Below are 24,913 nucleotides of genomic sequence, written 5' to 3'. Positions count from 1 at the left end.
ACCTGGGAATTAGGAAGTGGCTTTGCCACTTCTTTTTATTAATATTGTGGCACAGTAAAAAATAAGTTAAAAGTTAAAAGTAACTTCATTGAACTTTTAAACTTTATTAATTATACTTTTTCATCAAATATCTGCTATCCATACATTGTAGGGACGTATATCTGTAAGTCCCTACAAACGATTAATTTATTGCAAAGATTTTTGACAATGGTATGATATAGTGCCTGTTTAATTGACCAAGCAATCTGACGGAATTCTGGTCATCTAGACATGATGTTAAGTAAGTCGGTGGGAACAAACCAAATTATGTTACGAAACTTAAATAGGCTTAAAACCCTTATCAATGACTGATGAGCAATGACAAAGGACAGCCCCCACCAGCTAGCTTTAATTGCGCCGACTTACTTAGTCATTACTCATTGTATCTTGCCATCTTTCCCGCTTGGGCTTACTCTCCACATCGCGCGATCGCCCTTCTTTCCAAGTTCCCCACATTAGGGATTGCTGTTTTTCAACATGGTTAATAAACTGCATAATCGAGTGATCTGCTTTGATGGGAGTTTTCAAATCAAACTTAATTGTTTGGAGAATCTTAATGTCACCCATGAGAAAGTACTTAGCTACAATCTTAGTCAGCCATAGCACAACTCGATTGCATAACAAACCAAAAATTCCTTTACGTTTTTTAGTCATCAACAGAACTTGACCTTCAGTTTTTCCCCCTTCGTAGAGGCGAACTGCAACCATCATCTGGACATGGAAGAAATCGGGGCCAAGTGTCACTATGCCAATGCTACCGTACCAATAGCAAATACTGTAAGTTATGGCATTTTTGTAGAAAATACGGACGAGCTTAATGAAAAATGAATTGTCTTTGATGGGTGTAGTGTTAGTGAAAATAATCGCATTCTCATTTAGTTCGTGTCTTTCAAAAACAACTTCTATTGGCAGTTTGTGAACTGTATTGAGGTGTTGAGCATCAATGGCATTAATCATCACCACATTGGGGTGACAGTTCATCACAAAATGAGAATGGATGGCGACATCACACTCTTTTTGTTCCAACTCTGGAACAAAAGGTAGAGGTTGTTGTGGTATTTCTCCAGTCCAAACCCAAATCATCCCGTACTTTTCAGCAGTGGGCCAAGTTTGTAATTTTGGAGAAGGTGGTATATCTAAACATGGGATATCAATACACATCCCTTCAGCATCAAACTTCCAGTGGTGGAAAAAACAACGTAGTGCATTACCCTCAACTTTGCCTTCAGCAAGGTGAGCGCCCATGTGTGGACAATAGGCATCAAGGGTAACTACTCTTTTATCTTTACCACGGTAAATAACTAGTTCTCTGCCCAAAATCGTGATAGGTTTTACTTCACCCACCCGCAGATTTTGAGAGGGTATTACCCAATACCATCCCTCAATAAAACGCTCTGGATTATTGAAAATTTTAGGTTTACGGATTGAGCTAGAAGTCTGCGAGTTGAGATTCATTTTTATGGTTTCACTTGAAGTGAAGCAGTTGATCTAGAAGTAACATGAGAACTAAAACAAAACAGTTACTTTCAGTACCATGACAAACAGTTACCTAAGGAATAGATAAAATAAGAAAGGTATGATTTTGAGTATTTCTGATTAAGAATGACAAAATTATGCCAATTAAATATCATCTTAAATAAGCAAATATCCGTTTAGAATGGAGATTAGAAAAATTAAAACTTAGTAGAATCTCTAATTAGATAAAAATTTTAACTACTGATGTAAATATTTTGTTAAATTCTCAGAGAACTTAATCCTTAGTAAGATATGTAATAATAATTACAGAATTTGGGAAAATCTACCGTGTTAACTCAAGATAAAAAACTGCTTTTAATTGGTCAAGTAACAGATTTAACTGGAATCCCCATCAGAACAATTCGTTATTACGAGAGTTTAGGCTTAATCAATTCATCAAGACGAACAGAGGGAGGCTTTCGCCAGTTTTCATTGGATGTGATAACTCGTCTAGCATTTATTAAAAGGGCACAAAATCTTGGTCTTAGCCTAGAAGAGATTGGAAATATTCTTCAGGTTTATGATCAAGGACAAACTCCCTGTGGTGAAATTAAAGAAAAGCTTGAAGAGAAGGTATTGCAGATTGATCAGCAAATTGATCAACTGTTAACTTTACGCTCTGAAATAAAGGGATTACTTTCAGGCTGGAAGAATATCAGCGATCACCATGAGAAGACAATTTGTCCGATTATTCAAAACACCTCTCAGTGCTGACACCAATTAGGAATCAGGACTTTTATAGAGAAGAAACCACCACAACTCTAGTCCGATAAAAGCTAAACCAGCGATCGCAACACCGACTTTCAAGCCCAAAGGTTGCTCTATGCGCTGGAATTGGCTGGTTTGCTCTGACGAGTGGGCTGGCATTTCTGCTAATGTTACACCTGATGTTCCAGTGAGAAGCACTAAAGCTATCAGGCTTCCCCAAAGCATTTTTTTACTGAACATTTGCTAAATTACCCTGAAATTATGAGATAGTTTTTGGTTGAAAGTTACGCAATCTGAGGGCATTACTAACGACAGAGAGCGAAGAAAGAGCCATCGCAGCCCCGGCGATAATTGGATTGAGTAACCAACCAAAGATGGGAAACAGAATTCCCGCCGCAATGGGAATACCAATGACGTTGTAAATAAAGGCAAAGAAGAGATTTTGCCTGATATTGTTGATGGTGGCACGGCTGAGTTGAATTGCTGTGACAATTCCTTGCAAATCTCCAGAAATTAGGGTGATATCGCTAGCTGCGATCGCAACATCTGTTCCCGTACCAATGGCAATTCCCACATCAGCTTGGGCTAGGGCTGGCGCATCATTTATGCCATCACCTACCATTGCGACAAGGGATTGGGGATTGGGTACTGGGGATTGGGTATTGGGAAGAAATTTCCCTAGTCCCCAGTCCCTAGTCCCCAGTCCCCCTTTTTGAAGGGATTGAATAATCGCCGCTTTCTGATCTGGACGGACTTCGGCAAAGATTCGCTCAATGCCAACTTGCAGAGCGATCGCATCAGCAGTTTTTCGATTATCTCCGGTGAGCATTACTACTTCTAAACCTAACTTCTGTAATGCTTTCACCACTGCTGTTGATGAAGGTTTAAGGGCATCGGCAATACCCATTATTCCTTGTAGTTCGCCATCTACAGCAATCAAAATGACTGTTTTACCAGCCGCTTCCCACGCATCTTGATACTGCTGGAGACTCATGCTGTTAATTCCAAGTTCTGTTAACCAGCGTTGTGTACCAATTTGTACAAGCTGATTTGCAACAACTGCTTGGACTCCACTACCTGCATTAGCTAGGAAGTTCTCTGGCTCTGTTAAACTCACTTCTTGAGACTGAGCATATTTCACAACCGCTTCAGCTAAAGGATGCTCAGAATTTCGTTCCACTGTTGCTGCTAACTGTAAAAGCTTGATTTCATTACCATTAGCTGTGCCGTTAACAGTTACAAAGTCTGTAACTGTCGGTTTCCCCTGAGTCAAAGTGCCAGTTTTATCTAGAACGATCGTTTGAATTTTGTGTGCTAATTCTAAGCTGTCAGCACCCTTAATCAAAATGCCATTTTCTGCACCTTTACCTGTCCCCACCATGACAGAAGTGGGGGTAGCTAAACCTAAAGCACAGGGACAAGCGATAATCAGTACACCCACCGTTGTCATTGTGGCTAGAGTGAGGTTGCCAGTGAAGTTAAACCAAATGACAAAAGTAGCGATCGCAACGGCAATCACAGCTGGTACAAACCATCCTGTAACTTGATCTGCCAAGCGCTGAATAGGTGCTTTAGAACCTTGTGCTTGTTGCACTAATTTAACGATTTGAGCCAAAAACGTATCATTTCCGACTCGTGTCACCCGAAACTGAAAAGCACCCGCACCGTTAATCGTCGCCCCAATCACCTCATCTCCTGGCTGCTTTTTAACTGGCAAACTTTCACCAGTCACCATCGCTTCATCTACCGTCGAAGCACCTGCAATCACTTCGCCATCTAGGGGAATCTTTTCACCGGGACGCACCAAAATTACATCGTTAATTTTGACTTCGGCGATGGGAACATCAATTTCCACACCATCACGGATAACTCTGGCATCTTTGGCTTGCAGTCCGATGAGTTTGCGGATGGCTTCAGAAGTTTGTCCCCTAGCGCGATTTTCCAACAACCGCCCCAGCAAAATTAAGGTAATGACAATGGCAGCAACTTCATAATAAATATGAGGTATCAAGCCTTGAGCAATAAAAAATTTCGGGAAAACAGTGACAAGCAAAGAATATAGATAGGCTGCACTTGTACCCAAAGCAATCAGCGTGTCCATCGTCGCTGTATGGCGTTTGAGGGATTTCCAGCCATTCCGATAAAAAGATCCACCACACCAAAAGACAATGGGTGTTGTCAGCACTAATTGCACCCAAGGATTCTCAAGAAAACTTGGAATTAAGGGTAAGTTCAGCCCAGTCATCATCGGCAACGACCCCAAAAGTAGGAAAATGCTGATTACACCTCCCACCATTACCTTGAGGAAGAGTTGGTGCTGTAATGCTTCCCTACTTGCTTTTTCAGCATCATCTTCTTCAGAGAGCAATTCTTCCTGGAGTGAGTAAGAAGAGTATCCCGCAGATGCGATCGCACTTTGGATTTTCTCTAAACTGGCTAAAGAGCGATCGTACTTGATGGTAGCTTGTTCTGCTCCAAAGTTAACGTTGCAATCCCTTACTCCAGGAACAGAGCGAATTGCCTTTTCGATGTTGTTGGCGCAAGCGGCGCAACTCATGCCTCGAAGTTTGAGTGTGAGAGTATCCATATTGGGGATTGGGGATTAGGGGTTGGGGATTAGGGATTGGGGATTAGGAATTGGTAATTCTACCAGTACCCAGTCCCCAGTCCCCTTAAGCAACTGGATAGCCAGCAGCAGCCAATGCTTCCTTAATTGTTGTTTCTGATGCTTGAGTTTCTACACTGACAAGCTTGGTTGTTGGATCAGCTTGAACACTAGCATTAGCATCGACTGCCTGAAGTGCTTTGGTGATCTTGCTTGCACAAACAGAACAAGACATGCTGGGAACTGTGAGTTGGAGAGTCATAGATTTACGGGATAAAATGAACAACCTTGCCAAACCAAGCTGGATGACTGAGGGACATCTGTCAACAGTCAGAAATAACTGGAAAGAGAGTCGCCTTGAATTTATCCTAGACTCTCTAGCCGGCTAGAGAGTCTAGAGATTTTTAAAAGTTTTTCTCTAAACTTCAAATCTCTTTACAAGTTTGGTTTAGCCGAGTAACCGTTGCCCATCAAAAATACAACGTACTACAAAACACTTGTCATCTGCTGAAAGTGTGTGTTATTAAGGCTATATAACCACATTAGTCAGAATTAACCTGTTGTTTTCTCAGAATTATAGAGAAAACAACCCTCCGCACCACTTGAGACGCGGCTGCTGAACCCAAGTCTCCTCATTTCTTCACAAAAAAGGGTCTTTTTTAAGACTCTATTTGGAGTTTTCATGCAGCCAAAAAATCTGAAACGTCTCTTGCGTGCTTTAGAGCGGCAAGGTTTAGATGTAACTTATAACAATTCCACTTATTCAGTTCGTCTAGTTAATTCTCCTGATGCCCCTGTAGCAGAAGTATTACTACCGGAAGATTTTCCCGTAGAAGCTAAGGCACTGAAGCAGTTAGCGAATTTGGCAAGCGTCCGCCACCCGTCAGGTGGATGTGTTTGTCGTGCCTGTGCCACGCCTGACTTTCACCCAGGTGATGCGGGTGTTGCCATTGGTTCAGTCGTAGAAACTGTGGGTCAGGTCATCCCTGGTGCTGTCGGTTCTGACATCAATTGTGGGATGCGCTTGCATGTTGCTGATTTGACAATCGACGAATTTCTGGCAAAGCGCGACCAATTTGTAGAACGCATGAAGGGGGATTACTTCTTCGGTACGCGTGACGTGACGATGACTGCTCACGCAATGCGATCGCTATTTCAGTATGGAGTCCCCGCTTGGTTGGATGTCATGCTAGATAAGCCTACGGGGAGTGTAGTTAAATCTGATTTGCAACAACTTGCCCAAGAGAGCGAACGCATCTTCTTAGGTGGTTCAATGGATGGTAACTGGAAACTGGCGCCTGAAGAATTAGTTCCCGATGCTGGACTAGTACGCGATGGCGGACTGGCAACTATTGGCGGTGGTAATCATTTTGTAGAAGTGCAACGGGTTGATAAAGTCGAAAATCGCACACTTGCCCACGCTTGGGGAGTGCGCGAAGGACAGCTAGCTTTTATGATTCACTCTGGTTCTCGAAACGTGGGTAAATATATTGGGGGAATGTGGCGAGATAAAGCTAAGGCGACTTGGCAAAAAGGTCTGAAATACCCTGAGTCTCAGATTTTTCCTCTCTCTACTTATTCTCACCCCGAATTAGTCGCCAGTTACCTACAAGCTGAAGCCACTGCTGCTAACTATGCCTTTGTCAATCGCCTGCTGTTAGCGGAATTACTACGTATGCGTTTACGAGAAGTATACAAAGATGTTGAAGCACCTCTAGTTTATGACTTGCCGCATAACATCACCTTGCCACAACTTGAAGATGTAGAGACGTTGTATACAAAATCTCTCCAATCTAAAATCCAGAATCCAAAATCCAAAATTGAGAAGTGGATAACACGCAAGGGCGCTTGTCCCGCCCATCTAGGGCAACCAGTGATTATCCCAGGTTCAATGGGTGCTTATTCTTATCTCATGGTGGGTAGAGGCAATCCAGCATTTTGTAATTCGGCCTCACACGGGGCGGGAAGAATTCATTCTCGCTTCGACCTCAATCGCAGAGGTGCATCTGAAAGTGAGGCAGAACTGGGATTAACTGGGGTAGACTGCATCACCCTGCGTCAAGAACGCCGCATTGAAGAAGCACCCGCTGCTTACAAACCAATTCAGTCTGTGATTGATGTGCAGGTTCAGGCAGAAATGATTGATGTTGTGGCACGGTTGAGTCCGGTGTTGACGTTTAAGGCGTAAGGGTTCCTACGCAGAAAATTAGAGACGCGAAATTTCACGTCTCTACTTTGGTTTTATTGGTAGACAACTTAAGCCCAAACCACTGTCAAAAATAAGTAAAGTTCAGTTTTTTTTATATTGTCTTGGCTATCGACATGATACATGATATACTCTACAGGATTAAAAACTTAAAATTACTTAAGTAAACGTTTTAAATGTTTAAAAATTAGCAAGATAGCTGCTTGAAACCTCTCCCCCACTCCTGAAAGGCTTTAAAACCCCCAGCACTTCACTGGTTACCAGCTATACTTTTTAAGGCACGTCAAAAACGTACTATTACAGGCAAGTTTTTGTTATGGAGGTAAGTAATAGTGTAGAATCTCAGAAGTGCATATTTAGGGAATCTTTGGAGCCGCGATCGCGCCCAATGCAGCATACTGAATTTAAAAAATAGATTAATAGCAATTATGAGTCCCATGAAAATTACTATGTTAGGCGAAAGCTTAGAGCGCCAAGGTGGAATAGTTTCTGTGGAAAAACTCATTCTTGAAGAAACTACATCTGATATTCAAATTACACATATTACTACTTTACCGAATGGCTCTACTGTCCATAAGGCGTTAGTGTTTTTGCAAGCAATAACTAAGTTATTTTGGAACTTATTAAACCAAAAAACTGACCTAATTCACATTCATGTTTCAGATAGAGGTAGTGCTTTTCGTCACTCGATTACTACTATTATTGGTTGGCTATTTCAAAAACCAGTAATTATTCATACTCATAGTGCTGATTTTCATTTATTTTACTCTAAACTTCCTCAATTGCTTAAGCAGTGGCTCAGTTGGTCATTTCGTAAATCTACCAATTTTATTGTTTTATCAGATAGCTGGAAAAAATTTTATATTGAAAATCTTGGTTTGAAATCAGAGAAAGTTATTATTCTCCCTAATCCAGTAAAAATTCCTGCACAAATCCCACAGAGGATAGATTCCAAGCAGATATTTTTCTTATTTTTAGGGCGCATTGGTGAGCGCAAAGGTGCATTTGATTTAATTAAGGCATTTGCTTCTATACCTGCTGATCAACAAAGCCGAGCAAAGTTAGTTATGGCAGGGGATGGAGATGTAGAACAAGCTCGCAGTTTGATTCTAACTCTAAATCTTATTAACTACATCACTATTCTTGACTGGGTAGACCAAGAAAAACGCGACGAGCTTTTAAATAAAGCTGATGTATTTGTATTACCTTCCTACAATGAAGGTCTTCCTATGGCACTACTAGAAGCAATGAGTTGGGGTTTGGCAGTTATCACTACCGCAGTAGGAGGAATACCTGAGATAGTTACTCAAGACCAGAATGGTTTATTAGTTAATCCGGGGGATATTCAACAATTATCAGAAACAATGCAATCCTTAATTACAGATGAAAATCTGAGAATAACTCTGGGAAACAATGCACGAGTCAGAGTTAAACACTTGGATATAAAAGATTATTTTGTATCTTTGAAATATATTTATGCAACAGTTGCAAATTAAGAGCGTTCTTGATTTAAGATGGGCAGTTATTTTAGTTATATTGCAACCCTTGTGCTTAAGCGATTTATGCAATCTACATAAATATACTGAACTTAAAAAAATACACAATTCATACTGTAGAAGGATAGCAGGCATTAAAAAATATGAGATTGATATTATTAACAATCAAGGGAATGCTCAATTCATTAGTATTATTGCTCATATCTTTTTAGATTTAGTGTGTTCTCTCTTTAATAAATGAGGTAAAAAAATGAAAACTTTTCCTGAAGTAAAGTTGCTTGATACAAGATTTCATAAAGTTAAAGTAGAAGAATTAATAGATTATTTAATAGAAGCAGCCAAAAGCAAAAAAAAGACAATTGTAGGAAATGTCAATATCAAAGCTATGAATTTAGCCTACGAAAAGTATTGGTATCGAGATTTCTTGAATAAGGCTGATTTAGTATTTTGTGACGGATTTGGTGTATTGATAGGAGCTAGATTCAATGGTTATTCAGTGCAATCTGTACATCGCATGACAGCGCCAGATTACATAGAAGATTTAGCATTAAAATGTGAGAGAGAAAACCTTTCTTTATTTTTGTTAGCTGGAAAACCCGGCGTAGTCGATAAAGCAATTACTAAGTTACTAGCAATTGCGCCTAATTTGCGTATACACGGACATCATGGTTATTTTGATAAATCAGGAAAAGAGAATGATTTGGTAATAGACAAAATTAATAAATTTAAACCAGATATTTTATATATTGGTTTTGGGATGCCGTTACAGGAACGCTGGATTTTAGATAACTTCAATAAAATTGAAACTACTGTCTTTTTACCTTTAGGTGCTTGTCTAGATTTTTATACTGACTCTATATATCGTGGCCCACGTTGGCTGACTGATAATGGTCTTGAGTGGTTAACACGCTTAATTACTGAACCTACTCGTCTATGGGATCGTTATGTTGTAGGTATTCCATTATTTTTTTATCGTGTACTTAAACAGCGAATTACTCAAGGAATGCTCACAAATCGCTGAGAGGATGTTTTAAAAGTGTTCGGCTGTAATTTAGGCACTTGTTGATATCTTCCTAAATTCCCCTTTTTTAAGGGGAATTTAGGGAGCCATAAAACAGGAGTCAGAATTGGTGAATACTCCATCCATAAAGGGATAGAGTTTTAAGGCGAGAATATTTTAATTTAATTTTTTCGCGCCACTTACGGGCAAGATTTTAAACCAATATTCATTACCTAGTCGGACTCCAATTCAATTCTGTTAGCGGATAGCTAAGGTTTAGCCCATTCTGAGTTCTGAATTCTTCTTATAAAACGTTTTCCTATCAACCAGAAGACTTTTAAAACATCCTCTGAGTAAATTTTTCGCTTCTTCAGTATTAACTAAGCTAAATTCATACCTGAAATGCTATAGGAATCCGCTTTGATTTCTGAACGAATTTGCGTAGACAGGCAATAGGCAATAGACAATAGGCAACAGGCAATAGGCAATAGGCAATAGGCAATAGGCAATAGGCAACAGTCAAGAAGGCTTCTTAGTTGTACTGAGTTTTTTCACCAAATCAAATATGAGTCCTATATGTTAGTAGGCTAATAATATAAATACTTAAAAATAAATATCATAGTTTTATTTTCCTATTTCATTAAATTTTTGGCATATTGCTGAAGAACCATTTTTTCTAAAATCAACTGATCGCGTCGCTAAGGCTTCATTATCTAGCGTCGTATGTTTCGGTTTTTTTGTATAAATTTAAGCATTATTTGTCTTATTTCTTAAGTAAATTGATAGCAAAAGTAAAAGCTAAAATTAAACTAAACTTAAATAAGTAGCCAATTTAAGCTGTTTCTGGTGCTAATAGCGGTCAAAAAAACCTTTTTACCCCTTTATACAGGTAAATCCAATCAATAGAATATGGATCGTCGGAATTTTCTAAAGTATGTCACTTTAGCAGGATCTAGCTTTGCCTTAACTAGTTGTTTTCAAGGTAGAAATTCCAATTCACAGCCGGATGTGTCCCTCTCAGCGTCACCTATGGCGGTAAATGAACCTCTGAAGGTGGGATTTGTTTATATGGGTACTGTAGGAGATTTTGGTTGGACTTATGCCCATGATTTAGGTCGCAGAGACATGGAAGCCAATCTCCAAGATAAGGTAAAAACTACCTTTGTCGAAAATGTCAACGAAGGCGCTGACGCTGAAAGGGTGATTCGCCAACTAGCATTAGATGGTAATAAATTGATTTTTACAACTTCCTTTGGCTACATGAACCCAACAATTAAAGTTGCCAAGGACTTTGCTGATGTTATCTTTGAACACTGTACAGGATACAAGCGTGCTGCTAATGTTGGTACTTATTTGGGACGCTTTGAAGAACCGCGTTATTTAACCGGTATGATTGCTGGCAAGATGACAAAATCAAATGTAGTTGGTTTTATTGGCGCATACCCAATTCCAGAAGTAATTCGGGGAATCAGTGCATTCACTCAAGGAGTGCGGTTAACAAATCCCCAAGCAAAAGTTAAGGTACTGTGGGTACAAAGTTGGTACGATCCAACTAAAGAAAGAGAAGCTGCTCAAGCTTTGGTCAATTTAGGTGCGGATGTACTAACACAGCATACCGACTCTGGTGCAGTTGTCCAATTTGCTGAGGAAAAAGATATTTATGCTTTTGGCTACAACACTGATATGAGTAAGTTTGGTCAAAAAGCTCACCTGACATCACCTATTAACAAATGGGGCAAATTCTATACAGATAAAGCCTTGGCTGTAATGAGTAACACTTGGAAGCCTCAAGATGTTTGGGATGGTATTAGTGAAGGGATGGTGGATATTTCCCCGATGAATCAGGCAATTCCATCTGATGTGCAACAACTGGTGAATGCGAAGCGTGATGAGTTTATTCAGGGTACTGCACATCCTTTTGATGGCCCGGTGAAAGATCAAAAAGGGATGGTGCGAGTGCCAAAGGGTAAGGTGTTGGATGATCGGGGACAACTGGCGATGGATTGGTATGTTGAGGGAATTGAAGGGTCAATTCCTAAGACCAAATCCTAGCACTGATCAAAAATACACAATACTAGGATTTCTCTTTATTAATTTTTTAATTTAGTTATATAGCGGTTCTCGCTTGAGTGAGATTTCCGTGCGATGCCCAAACGGAGGATCGGGCGTTGTCTACAGCCTAAGTCTGACGCTTTTGAAGGTGGCTTACTCCTGCCTCTTTCCTCCTGAATGATGTTGTTAAATTAGGAGCAGCAGAGTTATCAACTAAAAACTTTCTTCAAATTTTCCGGCTGTGTTACCGCCAAATATTGAGCCGACATTTCCGGTGTGATTAGTTCTATCATGACTTTGTTTTCTAACCAGAACTCAATAACATCAAAAAAAGAGTCGCGGTTACAACGTAATACTTTCCAACCTTCCCGTTCGCCAATCAACTCAATTTTTTCCTGACTAGAAGAAACCAAGACTGCTGCATGAGTAGCTGTGAAACCCGAAGGAGTAACATTTTCTGCAAATGTACACTGCTTATCTCCTTCACCAGGTATTAGCTGAGTTTCTAATGGATAAACTTCAATTCCTGTTCCATGTTCGTCAACGGGAAAAACCATATAGCTACCTGGGTGCGGGAAAAAGGGAAAAGCCTGCCCATTTAAGACTTCAGCCAGAACTTGGGCAACGTGCAGGGGATTTTGAACAGAAATTGATATGTGATTAATCATACTTAATTACCCCTTACCCCATAATCATGATGGGGTTTCTAAATTTTTTGTTTTGTGGAGTGCTTATCTTCCACGAGAGCCTTGATCACTTTTCACCCCATTTCTATTGATTTATGCAAAGAGTAAAATAAATTTTATTGAAAGCGCTGGGAAACTTCATCCCCGGACTTCATGCCGCTTCTCTGCGAGAGGCTGTGCCAACACTAATCACAGACACGTAGACTAAGGTGCTATTAATTACTGAATATATAATTGATGCTTGTATTACTCTGAGAGATTTCAAAAATGAAATGATGAAAGTAGTATGTAGAATATTTGCTAAAAAAATCGACTTTTTCATCAGAATAATTAGCTCTAATCGACTCATAAATACTTGATGTTAATCAGCTATTATTCTCCACGTGACAATGATAAAAATTTTCATAGTCAGAGTAAAAGTATATTATATGTTTTCTCATTAATTGGTCATAAAAATACATTTTTTTATGACTAATTAGCTCAAATATCTAATCAGTATTGACTCTAGTTGGACTATCCGAATGGGCTTAACAAGGTAATCATTTGCATTTCCTGGTAGCTTGCTAATTTCCTCTTCTAAAGGTTCGCTAACAGTCATCATTACAATCGGTAAATCTTCCCAATAAGGCTCTTGTCTAAGGATATTCAGAAAATTCAATATGCGAACATCCTCTACTAACTGGAAATCAAAAAAAACTAAATCTGGTTGAAGATTTTGCACCTGTTTCAAAAAGTCGTTCCCATTATCTATCCACTTGACTTGGTAGCCAATTGTGTGGAGATAATCTTGCAGTGTTGTGGCAGTATTTTCTTCTTCTTCCACAAGCAAAATGGTTTTATTTGTGGGGATGATTGAGGAAGAGGAAGACAAGGAGGACAAGGTAAAATTTGCCCCCTCATCTCCTTCATCTCCGTGATCTCTCGGATGCACTGGATTTGGTAGAAACAGAGTGAACTGACTACCTTTTCCCAAAGTCGATTTTACGGTGACATCTCCGCCATGCAAACGCGCTAATTTGCGCGTTAAAGCTAAACCCAGTCCAGTGCCTTCGTATTGCCGATTTAGCTGACTGTCAAGCTGTTTAAACGGTTCAAATAGAAATTGAAAATTATTTGAGTCTATACCAATTCCAGTATCTGAAACTGTAAATGTTATACCTTGCGGTACTTTTTTGACTACCAGTGATACCTGACCGGCTGGGGTGAATTTAATGGCATTGGTGAGCAGGTTGAGTAGCATTTGCTTGATGCGCCGCTCATCAGCAATACAAATATCCTCTTCTAGATCAATTTTACAGGTGAGTTGCAATCCTTTTTCTAAGGCGCGATCGCGCACTGTCCAGATGGCATAATTACACAAATCTGACACTGGCAAAGGTGACAGCAACAGTTCCTCTTTGCCTGCTTCTACCTTAGATAAGTCAAGAATATCGTTAATTAGTGCCAGCAGATGTTCACCACTACTATATATACAGTTTACATATTCGTTCTGCTTTTCATTGAGAGAGCCAACTATTTCTTGTTGGAGTAACTGTGACAAACCCATAATCGCGTTTAGAGGCGTCCGCAACTCATGGCTCATGGTTGCTAAAAATTCACTTTTTGCCCTACTGGCGGCTTCTGCTGCTTCTTGGGAGGCACGCAGTTTTATCTCTGTTTGCTTACGTTCAGTAATGTCCTCAATCATAGCTAAAAAAAACTCAGGTTCACCATTGCTGCCTGGTATAACAGAAACTGAGATATGAGTCCAAACTAAGCTACCATTTTGATGTCGGCAGCGTCTTTCCAACTCAATCCGATGTCTTTCAACAAGTTGTTCCTGATGTTTGGAGGGTTGTAAGTTATGTCTCGAAGTTGTCTTTAAGTCTGTGCGAATTCCTGACATCAGTTGCTTGTAAAGTTTTAAATCCCCCCTTTCTGTGGAAATGTAATCTGTAAACCGCTTGCCGTATAAATCTTCTCGGCTGTATCCTAAAATCTCGCACAGCGCCAGATTAGTATCGACTATCTGCGCTTTCATATCTATAAGTCCAATGCCAATAGAGGAACGCTCAAAAATCGCCCGAAATTGCGCCTCACTCTGTCGTAGTGCTTCCTGCACGAAGTTTCGCTCACTCGCTTCTATAGCCATCGTCACGAAATCTGCAATCGAGCCAGCAAAAGTCTCTTCCTCCAAAGTCCATTGGCGACTTTCGCCTATGTGTTCGTGACACACTACGCCTACCAAACGACCCTCTAGCCAAATCGGTGCATCCAGTAAGGATGTGATGCCCAAAACGGAAAGATAAGACTCGGATAATTCTTGGGTTCTTGTATCGTTTCTGGCATCATGTGCGGCAATGGTACGTTCCTCTTCTAAAGCCTGGAAATAAGTAGGACAATTTGTTTTTAAAAGCCAGTTACCAAAGGTATGCTCTTTAGTCCTTACATCATACAAATTAATGCATTCAATTTTTGAACGTTCCTCATTATATAACCATACCCCAACTCGCTCCACCAAGAGTGTCCGAGCAGCAGTTTCGGTGATTTCCCTCAAAACCGCATTGAGATTACCTTGCTGAAATGTCTTGCTTCTTGCCAGTTCCACCAGAGACTGGCTTTGTTTTCGCCGACTATTTTCTCTGATTTGGAAAGCCTCTTGGGCCTGGTTGTGCTCTGTAATATTTCTAGCTGACACCACCTGCATTAGTTGCCCTCAAGAAGAAATAATTTTGCCTTGCAGTTCTACGGGAAACTAGAACTTTCTTTGTATAACTACAATTACTTGATATGGTTTTTCATAACCGGAAAGTATAATTTTTCTAATCAAATTTTATGATTGTGGATAATGAGTTACAAACTAGATTTTGCTAGTCACTTCTATTACTTCATATCAGTGGCTTTTGCTAGGTGGTAATTAACATTTTTAAGGATTACGGCATTAAGTAATTCTACTATCATTCGGTATAATTAGTGGGAGGTTGTGAATTTAGGACTGGGTTATAGGCCAATACGCTTGGTTTAAGGGTTATTGGTGTAGATAATTGGTCTTTGAAGACGCGATAAATCGCGTCTCTAGATGAGGGTTTTGGGCTGATCTGAACTGTATTGGGTTATAGGGATTGGATTTTAGAAAAACTCTTTCCTATCCCTAGTCCCAATCCCCAGTTCAATTTCTTGCTTAGTGCTTACTATCAAAGCACCCTTGATTCTCCTAGAGAAAGATGCCTAAAGACTTAAATTTTGCAAGAATTGAGGCAATGGCAGCTTTTGTGGAGGTGGAGCGATGACGGATAGTAATGTGAGAATTGTTTCCCTGATTCCCGGTGGAACGGAGATTTTAGCGGCACTAGGTTTGGTTAATGCTATTGTGGGGCGATCGCACGAATGCGATTACCCTCCAGAAATCCTCAATCGTCCCATTTGTACCCAAGCACGCTTAAATTCCAATGCCTCCAGCAGCCAAATTCACAATGACGTGAACAATTTATTGGAATCGGCTCTCAGTATTTATGAAATCAAAACAGATGTTTTAGAGAAATTGCAGCCTACCCACATTCTTACTCAAGACCAGTGTGATGTTTGTGCTGTCAGTTTACACGAAGTGGAAAAAGCAGTTGCCACACTCATTGACAGTAAACCTCAGATTATTTCTTTACAACCCAATATTCTCAAAGATATTTGGACTGACATTGAGCGAGTCGGCAACACCTTTGACGTAGACTCGGTAAAAGTTTTAGAAAATTTAGAAGCTCGCGTTAAAATTTGTCAGCAAAGACTCCAAGGACTTTCTTTAGATGAACTGCCTACTGTCGCCTGTGTCGAGTGGACTGATCCTTTGATGGCTGCCGCTAATTGGATTCCTGAATTAGTTAACTTAGCAGGAGGACAGTCACTATTTTGTGCTACAGGTCAGCCTTCTCCTATTTTGCCGTGGGAAACACTATTAACAACTAATCCAGATGTAATTATTTTTATGCCTTGTGGGTTTGATTTAAATCGCACTCGCCAAGAAGCCAATTTGTTAACTCAAGGTTCCGAGTGGGAAAAATTACACGCTATCAAAGCTGGTAGGGTCTATATTACTGACGGCAATTCTTACTTCAATCGTCCAGGGCCGCGACTGGTAGATTCTCTAGAAATTTTGGCAGAAATTTTGCATCCAGAAATTTTTCAATACGGCTACAAAGGAACCGCTTGGGAACGTTTGTAAAGAAGAATTCAGAACTCAGAATTCAGAATTCAGTAGGAATTCGAGTGGTTTCAAACCTTGTCGGCTTTCAATCCCCCACAAGGGGGAATTCTGATTCCTGGATTTTGGATTCTGGATTCTTTTTAAGGTGTTTGTTCAAAATCTGCTGATGGTTCTGGTTCATTGTTAAATAACAGCAGACGTGCAGCGAGAATGGCAAATCCTACAGCTGCGATCGCTTTTAGGACGCGTGTAGGTAATAATTCGGCTACTGCACCTCCAGCCAAAGATCCCAACAGACTTGTCAACAGCAATGCGCCTGCTGCACCAAAAAATACTGCACGGGGAGAATTAGAACGTCCTGAAAGTGCGATCGCCGCTAGCTGACTTTTGTCACCCAATTCTGATAAAAAAACTGTAATAAAGCTAAGTCCTAAAAGATGCCAATCCATATTATTTAGGGGGAATGGGGAATGGGGAATGGGGAATGGGGAATGGGGAATGGGGAATGGGGAAGAGTTTTGTAATACCCAATGACAAATGACTAATGACCAACCAATACATCCCAAAACAGCATTAGCGAAATCATCAATAACATCACGCCTGCTGATTTTTCTACAGTTTTTGGGCTGAGTCGGCTGGCTATCCAACCACCTAAAAGCACACCTAATAAGCTGGTGGTTATCAGCGCCGCCGCAGATCCGATAAATACCACCCACGGCGAATGAGATTCTGCACTCATTAATAGAGTGGATAGCTGAGTTTTATCTCCAATTTCTGCTAGAAAAATGGTTACAAAAGTTGTAACAAAAACTACTAGTACTGATTGCTGCTTTTGAGGACTATTGGCAACTACAGGCTGAACGATCGCAGGAGTTAAGTTCAAATCATTGCTGTCTTTCAGTTCTAGCTCGATCTCAGTCTGAGATATGCCAGAAATCTCCAAAGATGCAGAGTCAAGTTTCACAGGCAGTAGTTTTGTTTCTAGGTTGCTTTCATATTTCTATCATATTCTCAGATTGTTGTAATAAATTGCAACTACATACAAAAAAAAGGAGGGTGGAAGTGTCAAAGGCCAACAGCTTTGTCGAAACGTAGTATTTCTAAACTGCGATCGCCATAAACCCCTTCTATTTGCTGGCGACAGCAGTCAATGGCAAAATCGTTAACTTCTTCTGGTTCAACTCCATACATATCTTGAAACACTTCTGTTTCAACGCGGCAGAAGCGAGGACGATTTGAGTAGATGCGACATTCTCGCGTGGTATGGTCGAAATTAACGCACCATCCCCCTTCGCCTACCATGCTGAGGTAAAGTTCTAGTTCTGGTGGTGAGAGATATTCTTCCAAATCTGGACGCTCTGCTGGGTCAAGATTACAGCAGGCCCCACATTGCTTTACACATTGCCAAGTTGACATTTTTGATTAGGGATTAGGGATTAGGGATTGGGGACTGGGGATTGGGGATTGGGAACCAATACGGTTCGGTTAAGGTTTTTTGATGAAAATTCGAGATCACAAAAACACGATAGATAAATCGCCATCAAAACGAAAGACTGATTATTGTAGAGACGGCGATTCATCGCGTCTCTTGCCTTAACCGAACTAGTCCCCCAGTCCCCAGTCCCCAATCCCCCTATTTTACGTTTTTATGTCTTTTCTTATAATTTTGTTAAGTAAATTAAATCTAACAGGCCATAGCCAGATATGATCGATTTCGGGTTTTCTAATTAAGTTATTGAATTTTTTAAAGCAATTGAGAGGAGAAAAGGAAAAATGTTTGACGCTGTGTCTGACTTGTTTAACGCTTTTACCAGTATCAATTGGGAAGTTATTTTCCAATTGCTATCCGTAGCGCTAATTGTGATTGCTGGCCCAGCAGTAATCTTTGTGCTGGCATTTCGCAACGGCAACCTATAAGAGTGCTGAGTAGTGAGTGCTGAGTGCTGAGTAGAAGAAAATTTTGGAATTTAAAACTGATAACTCATGAACCAGCACTCAATACTGATAACGCCTGAAGGGCAGCTTGGATAATATTGTCATACTGTGGTTGAGAAATATCAACTTCTTTGGCGTTTTGCCGATTAGTTCCTAGCAAGCCTATTATATGTCCTGGCTGCATGGCTAAAACTTTACCTTCAGAATTTTTAATTCTTAATTCTGCTTCAATACCGTTTTTATAGAAACCACAAGTATACTGTCGTTGATTGTACTCAAAGGTTGTGCTTGATGTGGTTGGTGGCGAAACAAAAAATTGTTGAATCTGAATTGGCAGTCTGACACCGATTAGCTCTAGCTCGATGGTGGTGTTGCCGTTAAAGTAATTTTCTCGCAGTTTGTAAGCGATATCCACTCGCGATGGTAAACGGAAGTAGTCGCCCCAACGCCAAGCGATCGCTTTAATTCTGTACTCTTGATTATCGATAGTTTGGGCAATTGTCAGTTTGATATGACCCTTACCAACGATTTTCTGCTCAACCACCTGGACATTAGGTGTCCAGAAAACTGGATCGGGGTTGTCCATACCGCAGGGATGTAGAGCATTAAGCTGTTGATAAAGCTGCTGATTGAGATGGTTGAGGTTGACTTCGGCATCAATTTTTAGCAGAGGCTTGAGATGTTGGGGTTCAAGACACTGGTTAGCAAACTCAATTAAACGCGATCGCACCATCTCTAAATTCTCTGCTGGTAGAGAGAATCCCCCGGCTGCTTTATGTCCACCAAATTTCCCTAGTAAATCGTGACAATATTCCAAAGCTTCAAATACATGAAACTCTGGAATTGAGCGTGCTGAACCGCGTATATGTCCCTCATCCTCATAAGTACCGATAAACACAGGAACACCATAGCGTTCCACTAAGCGGGAGGCGACGATACCAATAACACCATGATGCCAATTGGGTTGAACAACAACTAATACACGGTTTTGCTGTAGAGATGTAACATATTCTGCTTCTACATAAGCGATCGCTTCTTGTTCAATTTGCTGACACATTTCCTGGCGAGAAGCATTTATTTGTTCGCACTGCATTGCTCTTTCCAGCGCCACCCCCATGTCATCTGTAGTCAGCAATTCAATCACAGTCTGGGGATTACCAATTCGACCAATAGCATTAATTCGTGGCCCCAGGCGAAACCCGATATCTTCAGGCTTGAGCGATTTTGGATTTTGGATTTTGGATTTTAGATTGGAGATTTTCTCCTCTGCTCCCCTGCTCCCCTGCTCCCCTGCTCCCCCTGCTCCCTCATCCCTCGCCTGCACTCCACCTACCTGAATCAACGCCTGTATCCCAGCTAAGTTGGATTTGGGTAAATGCTGTAAACCGCGTTTCACCCAACGGCGATTCACACCAGTTAAGGGAGCTAAATCTGCGATCGTTCCCAGTGTAAACAGTGCTAACATCGGTTGGATCAAGCCCTTAGTCGCCCCTAGCTGTTGTGCTAAAGACACTGCCAAAATGTAAGCAACACCAACACCAGCAACACCCCGATAAGGTGAGGATTCAGCTATTAGTTTAGGGTTGAGGATAGCGTTAGCTGGCGGTAATTTTTGGGGGATATCATGATGATCGGTGATAATTACTGCAACACCAAGTTCTCTAGCTCTAGCAACTGGTTCAAACGCAGAGATGCCATTATCTACAGTCAGAATTAGCCCCACACCTTCGCTGTGGAATTCTTCAACTATGCGTTTATTAATACCGTAGCCTTCATGCATCCGGCTGGGAATAGCATAATCTACCTGTGCGCCTAAAGTGCGGAGACTACGCAAAAGTAGAGCAGTGCTGGTCATTCCATCAGCATCGTAGTCACCACAAATCGCAATTTTTGTTTGAGAAGCGATCGCATTTTGCAACAACTCCAAACTAATCGCCAAATCTGGGAAATCTTCTAACGGCGAAGGCAAAACTAAAGATTCTGGATTTAAAAATGCTTGTACCTGTTCTGGTGTTTCCATACCCCGATTAATCAACAACTGGCTGACAATTGGTGAAATATTTGTCAAAACCGCCAGCTTTTGGGCAAATTCTGGTTTTTGCGGATAAACTTGCCAGCGCTGATCAGGTAAGCGCCTGGTAGGTTTTGAGAATTCAGATACAGGTCGGTCTAGCACAATACAAGTCAGGAGTTATTAGTTAGGAGTGTTGAATTTAAAGTTGTTTCTTAACTCATAACTAATAACATTAATTTGCTATCTAAAACACGTTTATCTTACCATCATCCATAATATACAACGAGCGATCGCCTGGAGAGCGCCAAGTCGGACGGAGTTCTAGCCGCAATGTACCAAAGTTAGGTTTCGAGACAATTGCTTGTAGTGATAAACCCGTTTCGCTCCAAAATATCAGAGATGTATTTGGTTCTGTACCCTCTATTTGTTCTAAATTTAATTTCTGTCCTGGACTCAAAGAAATTGCACCAGTCCCGGAGGGCTTTTGGATTTTAATCAGGTTGGGTGTGCTATTTACAACTTCAACTCGGATGTGTTGCCCCGGTGTAAACTGAATTGGGCGAGAACCACACTTAGAAGCACAAGTTCCAGCTAAAGTATTGCTGGGATTATTGTGTGTAACTACAATGGTAGCTGCGACTAAAGCAAATGATAGAGGTCTAAACATAATACATAGTACAAACACTGTACTGAAATACTACTTTAATAAACCCCGTTAAACCTCAGTATATTTTCCAAAATTACTTTGGTAATTCCCAGTTATTAAATTACTGATTACAAATTATTTTTTATAAACATCTTCTCTCGCACTAATAGCGTAAATTTCGATCTCTTTGAAGTCAATATCGAATGTCTCTAGACATTGGTTTAGGGTTTGTTGACGAGGTATTTAAAAAGGTCATCAATTACAGCATCAGCCGCAAGTAAATTTCCTCCTCTCCAAGTCAAGTAATTGATAGGGTAAACATGATTTTGTTGAACTGCTCGAAGATGTTTCCAGAGTGGTTTTTCTTTGAGTTCCTCAAGAAAATTTTGGCTATCATCAGTCAAAGTTCCCACAAACATCACATCACCATCAGCTTTCTCTAATTCTTCTATAGAAATGTAAAGCTGTGCAGAAGGTGCGATCGCATTTTGGGCTTGGGGACGTTGTAGCCCGACATCTTGAAGAATAAAATCAGGAAAGGAGTTTTTAGTTTCACTAAATATCACACCAGGAGCTAAAAATACGAGAGAAATTTCTTTGTTTTTATAGCGATCGCCCAAAGCTGCTTTGAGTTTTTCAACTCGTTGATGATAATGTTCCCAAGCTTGCTGTGCAGCCTCTTGTTTTCCTAAAACCTGAGTCACAAAATCAAATAACTCTCGCCAAGTTTTATTTTGCCAATTAAATAGTACAGTAGGAGCAATTTGCGAAAGGAGAGGATAAAATTGTTTTTCCGCATTCCAACCTATAATAATATCGGGCTTAATCAGTAAAATCTTTTCTAAATTAGGTGAAGAAATTCCTAATGAATTGATACCTTCAACTTTACCTTCTAGATATGTATGTTCATCCAGCATATCAACATAGGTACTTCCCAGGGGCTTAACTCCCAAGGCAATTGCATTACCTAAAGTCGGTAAAGAAAAAGTGACAATACGCTGTGGGTTTATAGGAACACAGGTTTCTCCCATTGTGTGTTGAACAACGCGGCAATCTTTACTTGCCAAATTAGTAGGAGAAACTGTGTTTTTAACTGTGTGATGACTACAAGCTGTAATCAGCCCAATAATCAAAAGCATTAATACTAAACAACGTATCCAATAGCGTATTGTCACTCTTTTCATGCTTCAGTCAACTTCTCAAGATGTCCGCAAAATTATCTCTTAGATAAAACCTAAATTAAAACTGCACTGAAACTGAACCAGTCACGGCAAAAGGTGAACCTTGAGAAATGTTTGCTGAATTGTTTGAACCGGAAGCATAACGAATATCAAAGAGGTTTTCAATACCTAACCGAAAAGTCAGGTTATTAACTTTGTAAGCAGCACCTAAATCTACTCGCACGTAGCCAGGAAGCTCAAAACTATTTTCGTTATCTCCTTCTCTTTCACCCACATAAACTAAACCAGTACCTAAACTCAACCCTCTGAGCGAACCTCCAGTAAAGTCGTACTTACCATAAAGCCCCACGCTGTGTTCTGGAGTATTAATCGGGCGGTTACCTTCTTGTCCAGGGACAACACTTTTGGTAACTTCTGAATCTAGGTAGGTGTAAGCTGCAATCAAGCTAAAATTCTCGGTTACTTTTCCTGTAACGTCCAATTCAAATCCACGGCTACGAATATCGCCTACAAGGATGCTGAAATCAGGGTTGCTGGGATCTGTTTCTGCAATGTTTGTTTGTTCCAACTGAAACAGTGCAGCCGTGATACTCACTCTATCATTTAACAGATTTACTTTAGTACCAACTTCATATTGAGTAGCTTTTCTAGCCTCAGGAAAACCACCGTCTGAAAGTAAACCAAATTGTGGCTCTGTCGATTGACTAAAGCTAGCATAAATTGAAGCTGAATCTGTCAGACTATAAACTAACCCGATGCTTGGAGAAATGTAATTGTCATCTTGTGCAGGTACGCCACCACTTATATACTCAAATCCGCCGTAGCGCAAACCTGCCAGTAAACGAAATTGCCCAAGTTTTATGAAATCTTGAATGTAAACGCCCCAATTGCTGTCACTAAAATCAACTGTGCTATTAGTAAGTCCGGTGGGGATAGGAACATCAAAAGTAGGGTTAGCAACGTCAATACTACCAAAAAAACCAGCATTAACACCATTGAACCTTGAACTGTATTTATTGTATTCAACGCCTGCTAATAACTTATGTTCTGTCTCTCCAATATTGAAGTTACCTCTGATTTCACCTCGAAGATTGTATTGATTATAGTCATCAAAAATTGTTCGGTAGAAACGTGTTAGAGTATCACCCTCAAAACCAAGTGCGACAAAGATCGGATTAGCTTCTCTTTGTGTATTAAAGTACTGACCACTGAGGTTAAGCGACCAATCCTTACTAATTGGCTGATCTAAGTAGGCTGCAATCCGATAGTGATTGTAGATTTGGCTATTGCGGGGATCTGTATAACTGCGGTCATAGAAAAACTCACCATTAAAAAATTTTGCTCCAGTATTAAAGTCTTTATCTTGTCGGTAATACTCCCCTTCAATTGTTAAAGAACCGCCTTCGCCCGTTGATAACGTTACTGAGGGAGCCACAAAAATGCGATTATCTTCAACATTGTCTACAAAATAATCTGAATCTTGAAAGGCCAGAATCAAGCGATAAAGTACATTTTTGTCGTCAGTTAACGGCCCTGTTAAATCCACCTCACTGCGATAAAAATTAAAGCTGCCTATATCGGCTGAAAATTTATAACTGGGCGTAGCTTGGGGCTTCTTTGTAATATAGTTAACTACTCCACCAGGTGAACCTGTGCCATAAAGTAACGAAGAGAAACCTTTCAAAATTTCTAGACGTTCAATATTAGCAAAGTCTCTGATTAAAGAGCGGTAATTATCTCGTAACCCATTGACATAAACTTGGCTCCCTGTACTAAATCCACGAATTTGAAAGTCAGTGAACAGTCCACCCTGTCCAACGTTTCCGGCCGTGACTCCACTAATGTAAGGGGCTAAGTCTTCTACTCGTCGGGGTGCTTTATCCTCAATGAATTCCTCTGTAATTACGCCAATTGATGCAGGTGTTTCTAGTAGTGGAATATCCAGCCTACTTCCAGTGTTAGCATCTGGTACACGATATCCATCTTGTTCTCCTGTCACTACCAACTCAATTGCATCATCTTGCTGCGCTGCTGGTTCTTTTTGCGGTGTCTGAGTTTCTGGTATTTCTTCTACTGGAGGCGTTTCCGACTGCTGTGGTGGCTGCATCGCGGTTGCACTAGAATTTATCCCAAAAACCAGCCCTGTATTGTCATCAAATAATTCAACTGTTGGTAAACTTGTTTCACCTACTACTGTCACCCGCACAGTATTAGTGTCAATATTGATAACTGTTATTTCAATAATTCCCGCATTTGGTTTTTCTGAACGGAAGTTGAAAGCATTGCCGTTAGGTAAACGCAATTGAGCATTAGGAATGTCTGCAATGAAATTATTACCAGTACTGCGATTTGTAATTTGTAGTTGTTCTCCAAGGGGTGTCTCTAAAATTACCTCCACACCATTTTGGGTGGGAGTTGCTTTTACTCCCGCGATCGCGATAATTTCTGATGTAGGTGTTGGTGACTGTACCAAAATTTGAGAGTTGCCAAAAGAATTAGCATCTTTTGCCCATGTTGCTTGCATTCCTAGAAGAAAAAATACACCTGTCAGCAATAGCGACAGCCGCAGTTGTAAAAAATTCACCATCACTCCCACACCTTAAAGCTTAATAAAAACTTTTCCTGATTAGCTTAGGGAAAACTATCAAGGTGAAGA

At 40.5% G+C, this 24,913-nt stretch carries 20 protein-coding genes; 7 read left to right on the top strand and 13 right to left on the bottom strand.

The genetic code is table 11. The features are described from left to right. Positions 1-405: 405 nt before the first annotated feature. A complete protein-coding gene (locus A4S05_RS04865; protein WP_069068702.1) occupies positions 406-1,494 on the bottom strand; it encodes an aromatic ring-hydroxylating dioxygenase subunit alpha in 1,089 nt (362 codons plus the stop codon). 348 nt (positions 1,495-1,842) lie between these two features. Here A4S05_RS04865 and A4S05_RS04860 point away from each other — a divergent pair, with 348 nt between their 5' ends. Continuing rightward, positions 1,843-2,268, top strand: a complete 426-nt coding sequence (locus A4S05_RS04860; protein ID WP_069068701.1) for a heavy metal-responsive transcriptional regulator — start codon at positions 1,843-1,845, stop codon at positions 2,266-2,268. Positions 2,269-2,274: 6 nt separating this feature from the next. Here A4S05_RS04860 and A4S05_RS04855 read toward each other — a convergent pair whose 3' ends face one another. The 3 genes from A4S05_RS04855 to A4S05_RS04845 all read right to left on the bottom strand — a co-directional run bounded on the left by A4S05_RS04855 (position 2,275) and on the right by A4S05_RS04845 (position 5,129). Continuing rightward, positions 2,275-2,502: a hypothetical protein gene (locus tag A4S05_RS04855; protein WP_069068700.1), complete on the bottom strand. Its 228-nt coding sequence runs from the start codon at positions 2,500-2,502 to the stop codon at positions 2,275-2,277. Between the two features lie 19 nt (positions 2,503-2,521). Beyond that, entirely contained in the window at positions 2,522-4,849 is a 2,328-nt protein-coding gene (locus A4S05_RS04850; RefSeq protein WP_084226982.1) for a heavy metal translocating P-type ATPase, read from the bottom strand. A gap of 85 nt (positions 4,850-4,934) precedes the next feature. Continuing rightward, on the bottom strand, positions 4,935-5,129 hold the full coding sequence (locus A4S05_RS04845; protein ID WP_069068698.1) for a heavy-metal-associated domain-containing protein: 195 nt from the start codon (positions 5,127-5,129) through the stop codon (positions 4,935-4,937). Between the two features lie 420 nt (positions 5,130-5,549). Between A4S05_RS04845 and A4S05_RS04840 the strand changes: the two genes are divergently transcribed. The 4 genes from A4S05_RS04840 (at position 5,550) to A4S05_RS04820 (ending at position 11,621) form a co-directional block, all read left to right on the top strand. Then, positions 5,550-7,055 (top strand): RtcB family protein, encoded by a 1,506-nt coding sequence (locus tag A4S05_RS04840; RefSeq protein ID WP_069068697.1) that lies wholly within the window; start codon positions 5,550-5,552, stop codon positions 7,053-7,055. 446 nt (positions 7,056-7,501) lie between these two features. Continuing rightward, a complete protein-coding gene (locus A4S05_RS04835) occupies positions 7,502-8,569 on the top strand; it encodes a glycosyltransferase family 4 protein (protein ID WP_069068696.1) in 1,068 nt (355 codons plus the stop codon). A 250-nt stretch (positions 8,570-8,819) separates the two neighbouring features. Next, positions 8,820-9,590 carry a WecB/TagA/CpsF family glycosyltransferase gene (locus tag A4S05_RS04825; RefSeq protein WP_084226981.1) on the top strand — a complete coding sequence of 257 codons (771 nt, stop codon included), beginning with the start codon at positions 8,820-8,822 and terminating at the stop codon, positions 9,588-9,590. 888 nt (positions 9,591-10,478) lie between these two features. Further along, positions 10,479-11,621 (top strand): BMP family ABC transporter substrate-binding protein, encoded by a 1,143-nt coding sequence (locus A4S05_RS04820; protein WP_069068694.1) that lies wholly within the window; start codon positions 10,479-10,481, stop codon positions 11,619-11,621. A gap of 209 nt (positions 11,622-11,830) precedes the next feature. On the opposite strand, the gene A4S05_RS04815 is transcribed toward A4S05_RS04820, so the two are convergent. Further along, positions 11,831-12,289: a hypothetical protein gene (locus A4S05_RS04815; RefSeq protein ID WP_069068693.1), complete on the bottom strand. Its 459-nt coding sequence runs from the start codon at positions 12,287-12,289 to the stop codon at positions 11,831-11,833. A gap of 493 nt (positions 12,290-12,782) precedes the next feature. Beyond that, the gene (locus tag A4S05_RS04805; protein WP_069068691.1) at positions 12,783-14,993 is read right to left on the bottom strand and encodes a hybrid sensor histidine kinase/response regulator; all 2,211 of its coding nucleotides are present in this window, start codon (positions 14,991-14,993) and stop codon (positions 12,783-12,785) included. Between the two features lie 579 nt (positions 14,994-15,572). Between A4S05_RS04805 and A4S05_RS04800 the strand changes: the two genes are divergently transcribed. Next, positions 15,573-16,499, top strand: a complete 927-nt coding sequence (locus A4S05_RS04800) for a cobalamin-binding protein (RefSeq protein ID WP_069068690.1) — start codon at positions 15,573-15,575, stop codon at positions 16,497-16,499. Positions 16,500-16,621: 122 nt separating this feature from the next. On the opposite strand, the gene A4S05_RS04795 is transcribed toward A4S05_RS04800, so the two are convergent. From A4S05_RS04795 to A4S05_RS04785, 3 genes are all read right to left on the bottom strand, one after another. Continuing rightward, on the bottom strand, positions 16,622-16,930 hold the full coding sequence (locus A4S05_RS04795; protein WP_069068689.1) for a TMEM165/GDT1 family protein: 309 nt from the start codon (positions 16,928-16,930) through the stop codon (positions 16,622-16,624). Positions 16,931-17,022: 92 nt separating this feature from the next. Next, a complete protein-coding gene (locus tag A4S05_RS04790) occupies positions 17,023-17,445 on the bottom strand; it encodes a TMEM165/GDT1 family protein (RefSeq protein ID WP_069068688.1) in 423 nt (140 codons plus the stop codon). Between the two features lie 101 nt (positions 17,446-17,546). Further along, positions 17,547-17,897, bottom strand: coding sequence for a YkgJ family cysteine cluster protein (locus A4S05_RS04785; RefSeq protein WP_069068687.1), 351 nt, complete (start codon positions 17,895-17,897; stop codon positions 17,547-17,549). Positions 17,898-18,254: 357 nt separating this feature from the next. Here A4S05_RS04785 and psb30 point away from each other — a divergent pair, with 357 nt between their 5' ends. Then, on the top strand, positions 18,255-18,398 hold the full coding sequence (psb30, locus tag A4S05_RS04780) for a photosystem II reaction center protein Ycf12/Psb30 (protein WP_069068686.1): 144 nt from the start codon (positions 18,255-18,257) through the stop codon (positions 18,396-18,398). A 64-nt stretch (positions 18,399-18,462) separates the two neighbouring features. On the opposite strand, the gene A4S05_RS04775 is transcribed toward psb30, so the two are convergent. The 4 genes from A4S05_RS04775 to A4S05_RS04760 form a co-directional block, all read right to left on the bottom strand. After that, positions 18,463-20,592, bottom strand: a complete 2,130-nt coding sequence (locus A4S05_RS04775; RefSeq protein WP_069068685.1) for a single-stranded-DNA-specific exonuclease RecJ — start codon at positions 20,590-20,592, stop codon at positions 18,463-18,465. Positions 20,593-20,674: 82 nt separating this feature from the next. Further along, complete coding sequence (locus tag A4S05_RS04770; protein ID WP_069068684.1) at positions 20,675-21,097, bottom strand: hypothetical protein; 423 nt, start codon at positions 21,095-21,097, stop codon at positions 20,675-20,677. A 200-nt stretch (positions 21,098-21,297) separates the two neighbouring features. Then, a complete protein-coding gene (locus A4S05_RS04765; RefSeq protein ID WP_176726918.1) occupies positions 21,298-22,260 on the bottom strand; it encodes an ABC transporter substrate-binding protein in 963 nt (320 codons plus the stop codon). 55 nt (positions 22,261-22,315) lie between these two features. Then, entirely contained in the window at positions 22,316-24,844 is a 2,529-nt protein-coding gene (locus A4S05_RS04760) for a TonB-dependent siderophore receptor (RefSeq protein WP_069068683.1), read from the bottom strand. Positions 24,845-24,913 lie beyond the last annotated feature (69 nt).

It is taken from the genome of Nostoc sp. KVJ20, assembly GCF_001712795.1.
Classification (GTDB): Bacteria; Cyanobacteriota; Cyanobacteriia; order Cyanobacteriales; family Nostocaceae; genus Nostoc.
Note: the sequence above shows the minus strand (reverse complement) of the source record. Positions and strands in the feature narration are given on the sequence as shown.

What these genes read in the sequence shown, in the direction of transcription:
- A4S05_RS04865 (WP_069068702.1), bottom strand. Translation starts at nt 1,494, where the DNA reads ATGAATCTCAACTCGCAGACTTCTAGCTCAATCCGTAAACCTAAAATT.
- A4S05_RS04855 (WP_069068700.1), bottom strand. Translation starts at nt 2,502, where the DNA reads ATGTTCAGTAAAAAAATGCTTTGGGGAAGCCTGATAGCTTTAGTGCTT.
- A4S05_RS04850 (WP_084226982.1), bottom strand. Translation starts at nt 4,849, where the DNA reads ATGGATACTCTCACACTCAAACTTCGAGGCATGAGTTGCGCCGCTTGC.
- A4S05_RS04845 (WP_069068698.1), bottom strand. Translation starts at nt 5,129, where the DNA reads ATGACTCTCCAACTCACAGTTCCCAGCATGTCTTGTTCTGTTTGTGCA.
- A4S05_RS04840 (WP_069068697.1), top strand. Translation starts at nt 5,550, where the DNA reads ATGCAGCCAAAAAATCTGAAACGTCTCTTGCGTGCTTTAGAGCGGCAA.
- A4S05_RS04835 (WP_069068696.1), top strand. Translation starts at nt 7,502, where the DNA reads ATGAGTCCCATGAAAATTACTATGTTAGGCGAAAGCTTAGAGCGCCAA.
- A4S05_RS04825 (WP_084226981.1), top strand. Translation starts at nt 8,820, where the DNA reads ATGAAAACTTTTCCTGAAGTAAAGTTGCTTGATACAAGATTTCATAAA.
- A4S05_RS04820 (WP_069068694.1), top strand. Translation starts at nt 10,479, where the DNA reads ATGGATCGTCGGAATTTTCTAAAGTATGTCACTTTAGCAGGATCTAGC.
- A4S05_RS04815 (WP_069068693.1), bottom strand. Translation starts at nt 12,289, where the DNA reads ATGATTAATCACATATCAATTTCTGTTCAAAATCCCCTGCACGTTGCC.
- A4S05_RS04805 (WP_069068691.1), bottom strand. Translation starts at nt 14,993, where the DNA reads ATGCAGGTGGTGTCAGCTAGAAATATTACAGAGCACAACCAGGCCCAA.
- A4S05_RS04800 (WP_069068690.1), top strand. Translation starts at nt 15,573, where the DNA reads ATGACGGATAGTAATGTGAGAATTGTTTCCCTGATTCCCGGTGGAACG.
- A4S05_RS04795 (WP_069068689.1), bottom strand. Translation starts at nt 16,930, where the DNA reads ATGGATTGGCATCTTTTAGGACTTAGCTTTATTACAGTTTTTTTATCA.
- A4S05_RS04785 (WP_069068687.1), bottom strand. Translation starts at nt 17,897, where the DNA reads ATGTCAACTTGGCAATGTGTAAAGCAATGTGGGGCCTGCTGTAATCTT.
- psb30 (WP_069068686.1), top strand. Translation starts at nt 18,255, where the DNA reads ATGTTTGACGCTGTGTCTGACTTGTTTAACGCTTTTACCAGTATCAAT.
- A4S05_RS04770 (WP_069068684.1), bottom strand. Translation starts at nt 21,097, where the DNA reads ATGTTTAGACCTCTATCATTTGCTTTAGTCGCAGCTACCATTGTAGTT.
- A4S05_RS04765 (WP_176726918.1), bottom strand. Translation starts at nt 22,260, where the DNA reads ATGAAAAGAGTGACAATACGCTATTGGATACGTTGTTTAGTATTAATG.
- A4S05_RS04760 (WP_069068683.1), bottom strand. Translation starts at nt 24,844, where the DNA reads ATGGTGAATTTTTTACAACTGCGGCTGTCGCTATTGCTGACAGGTGTA.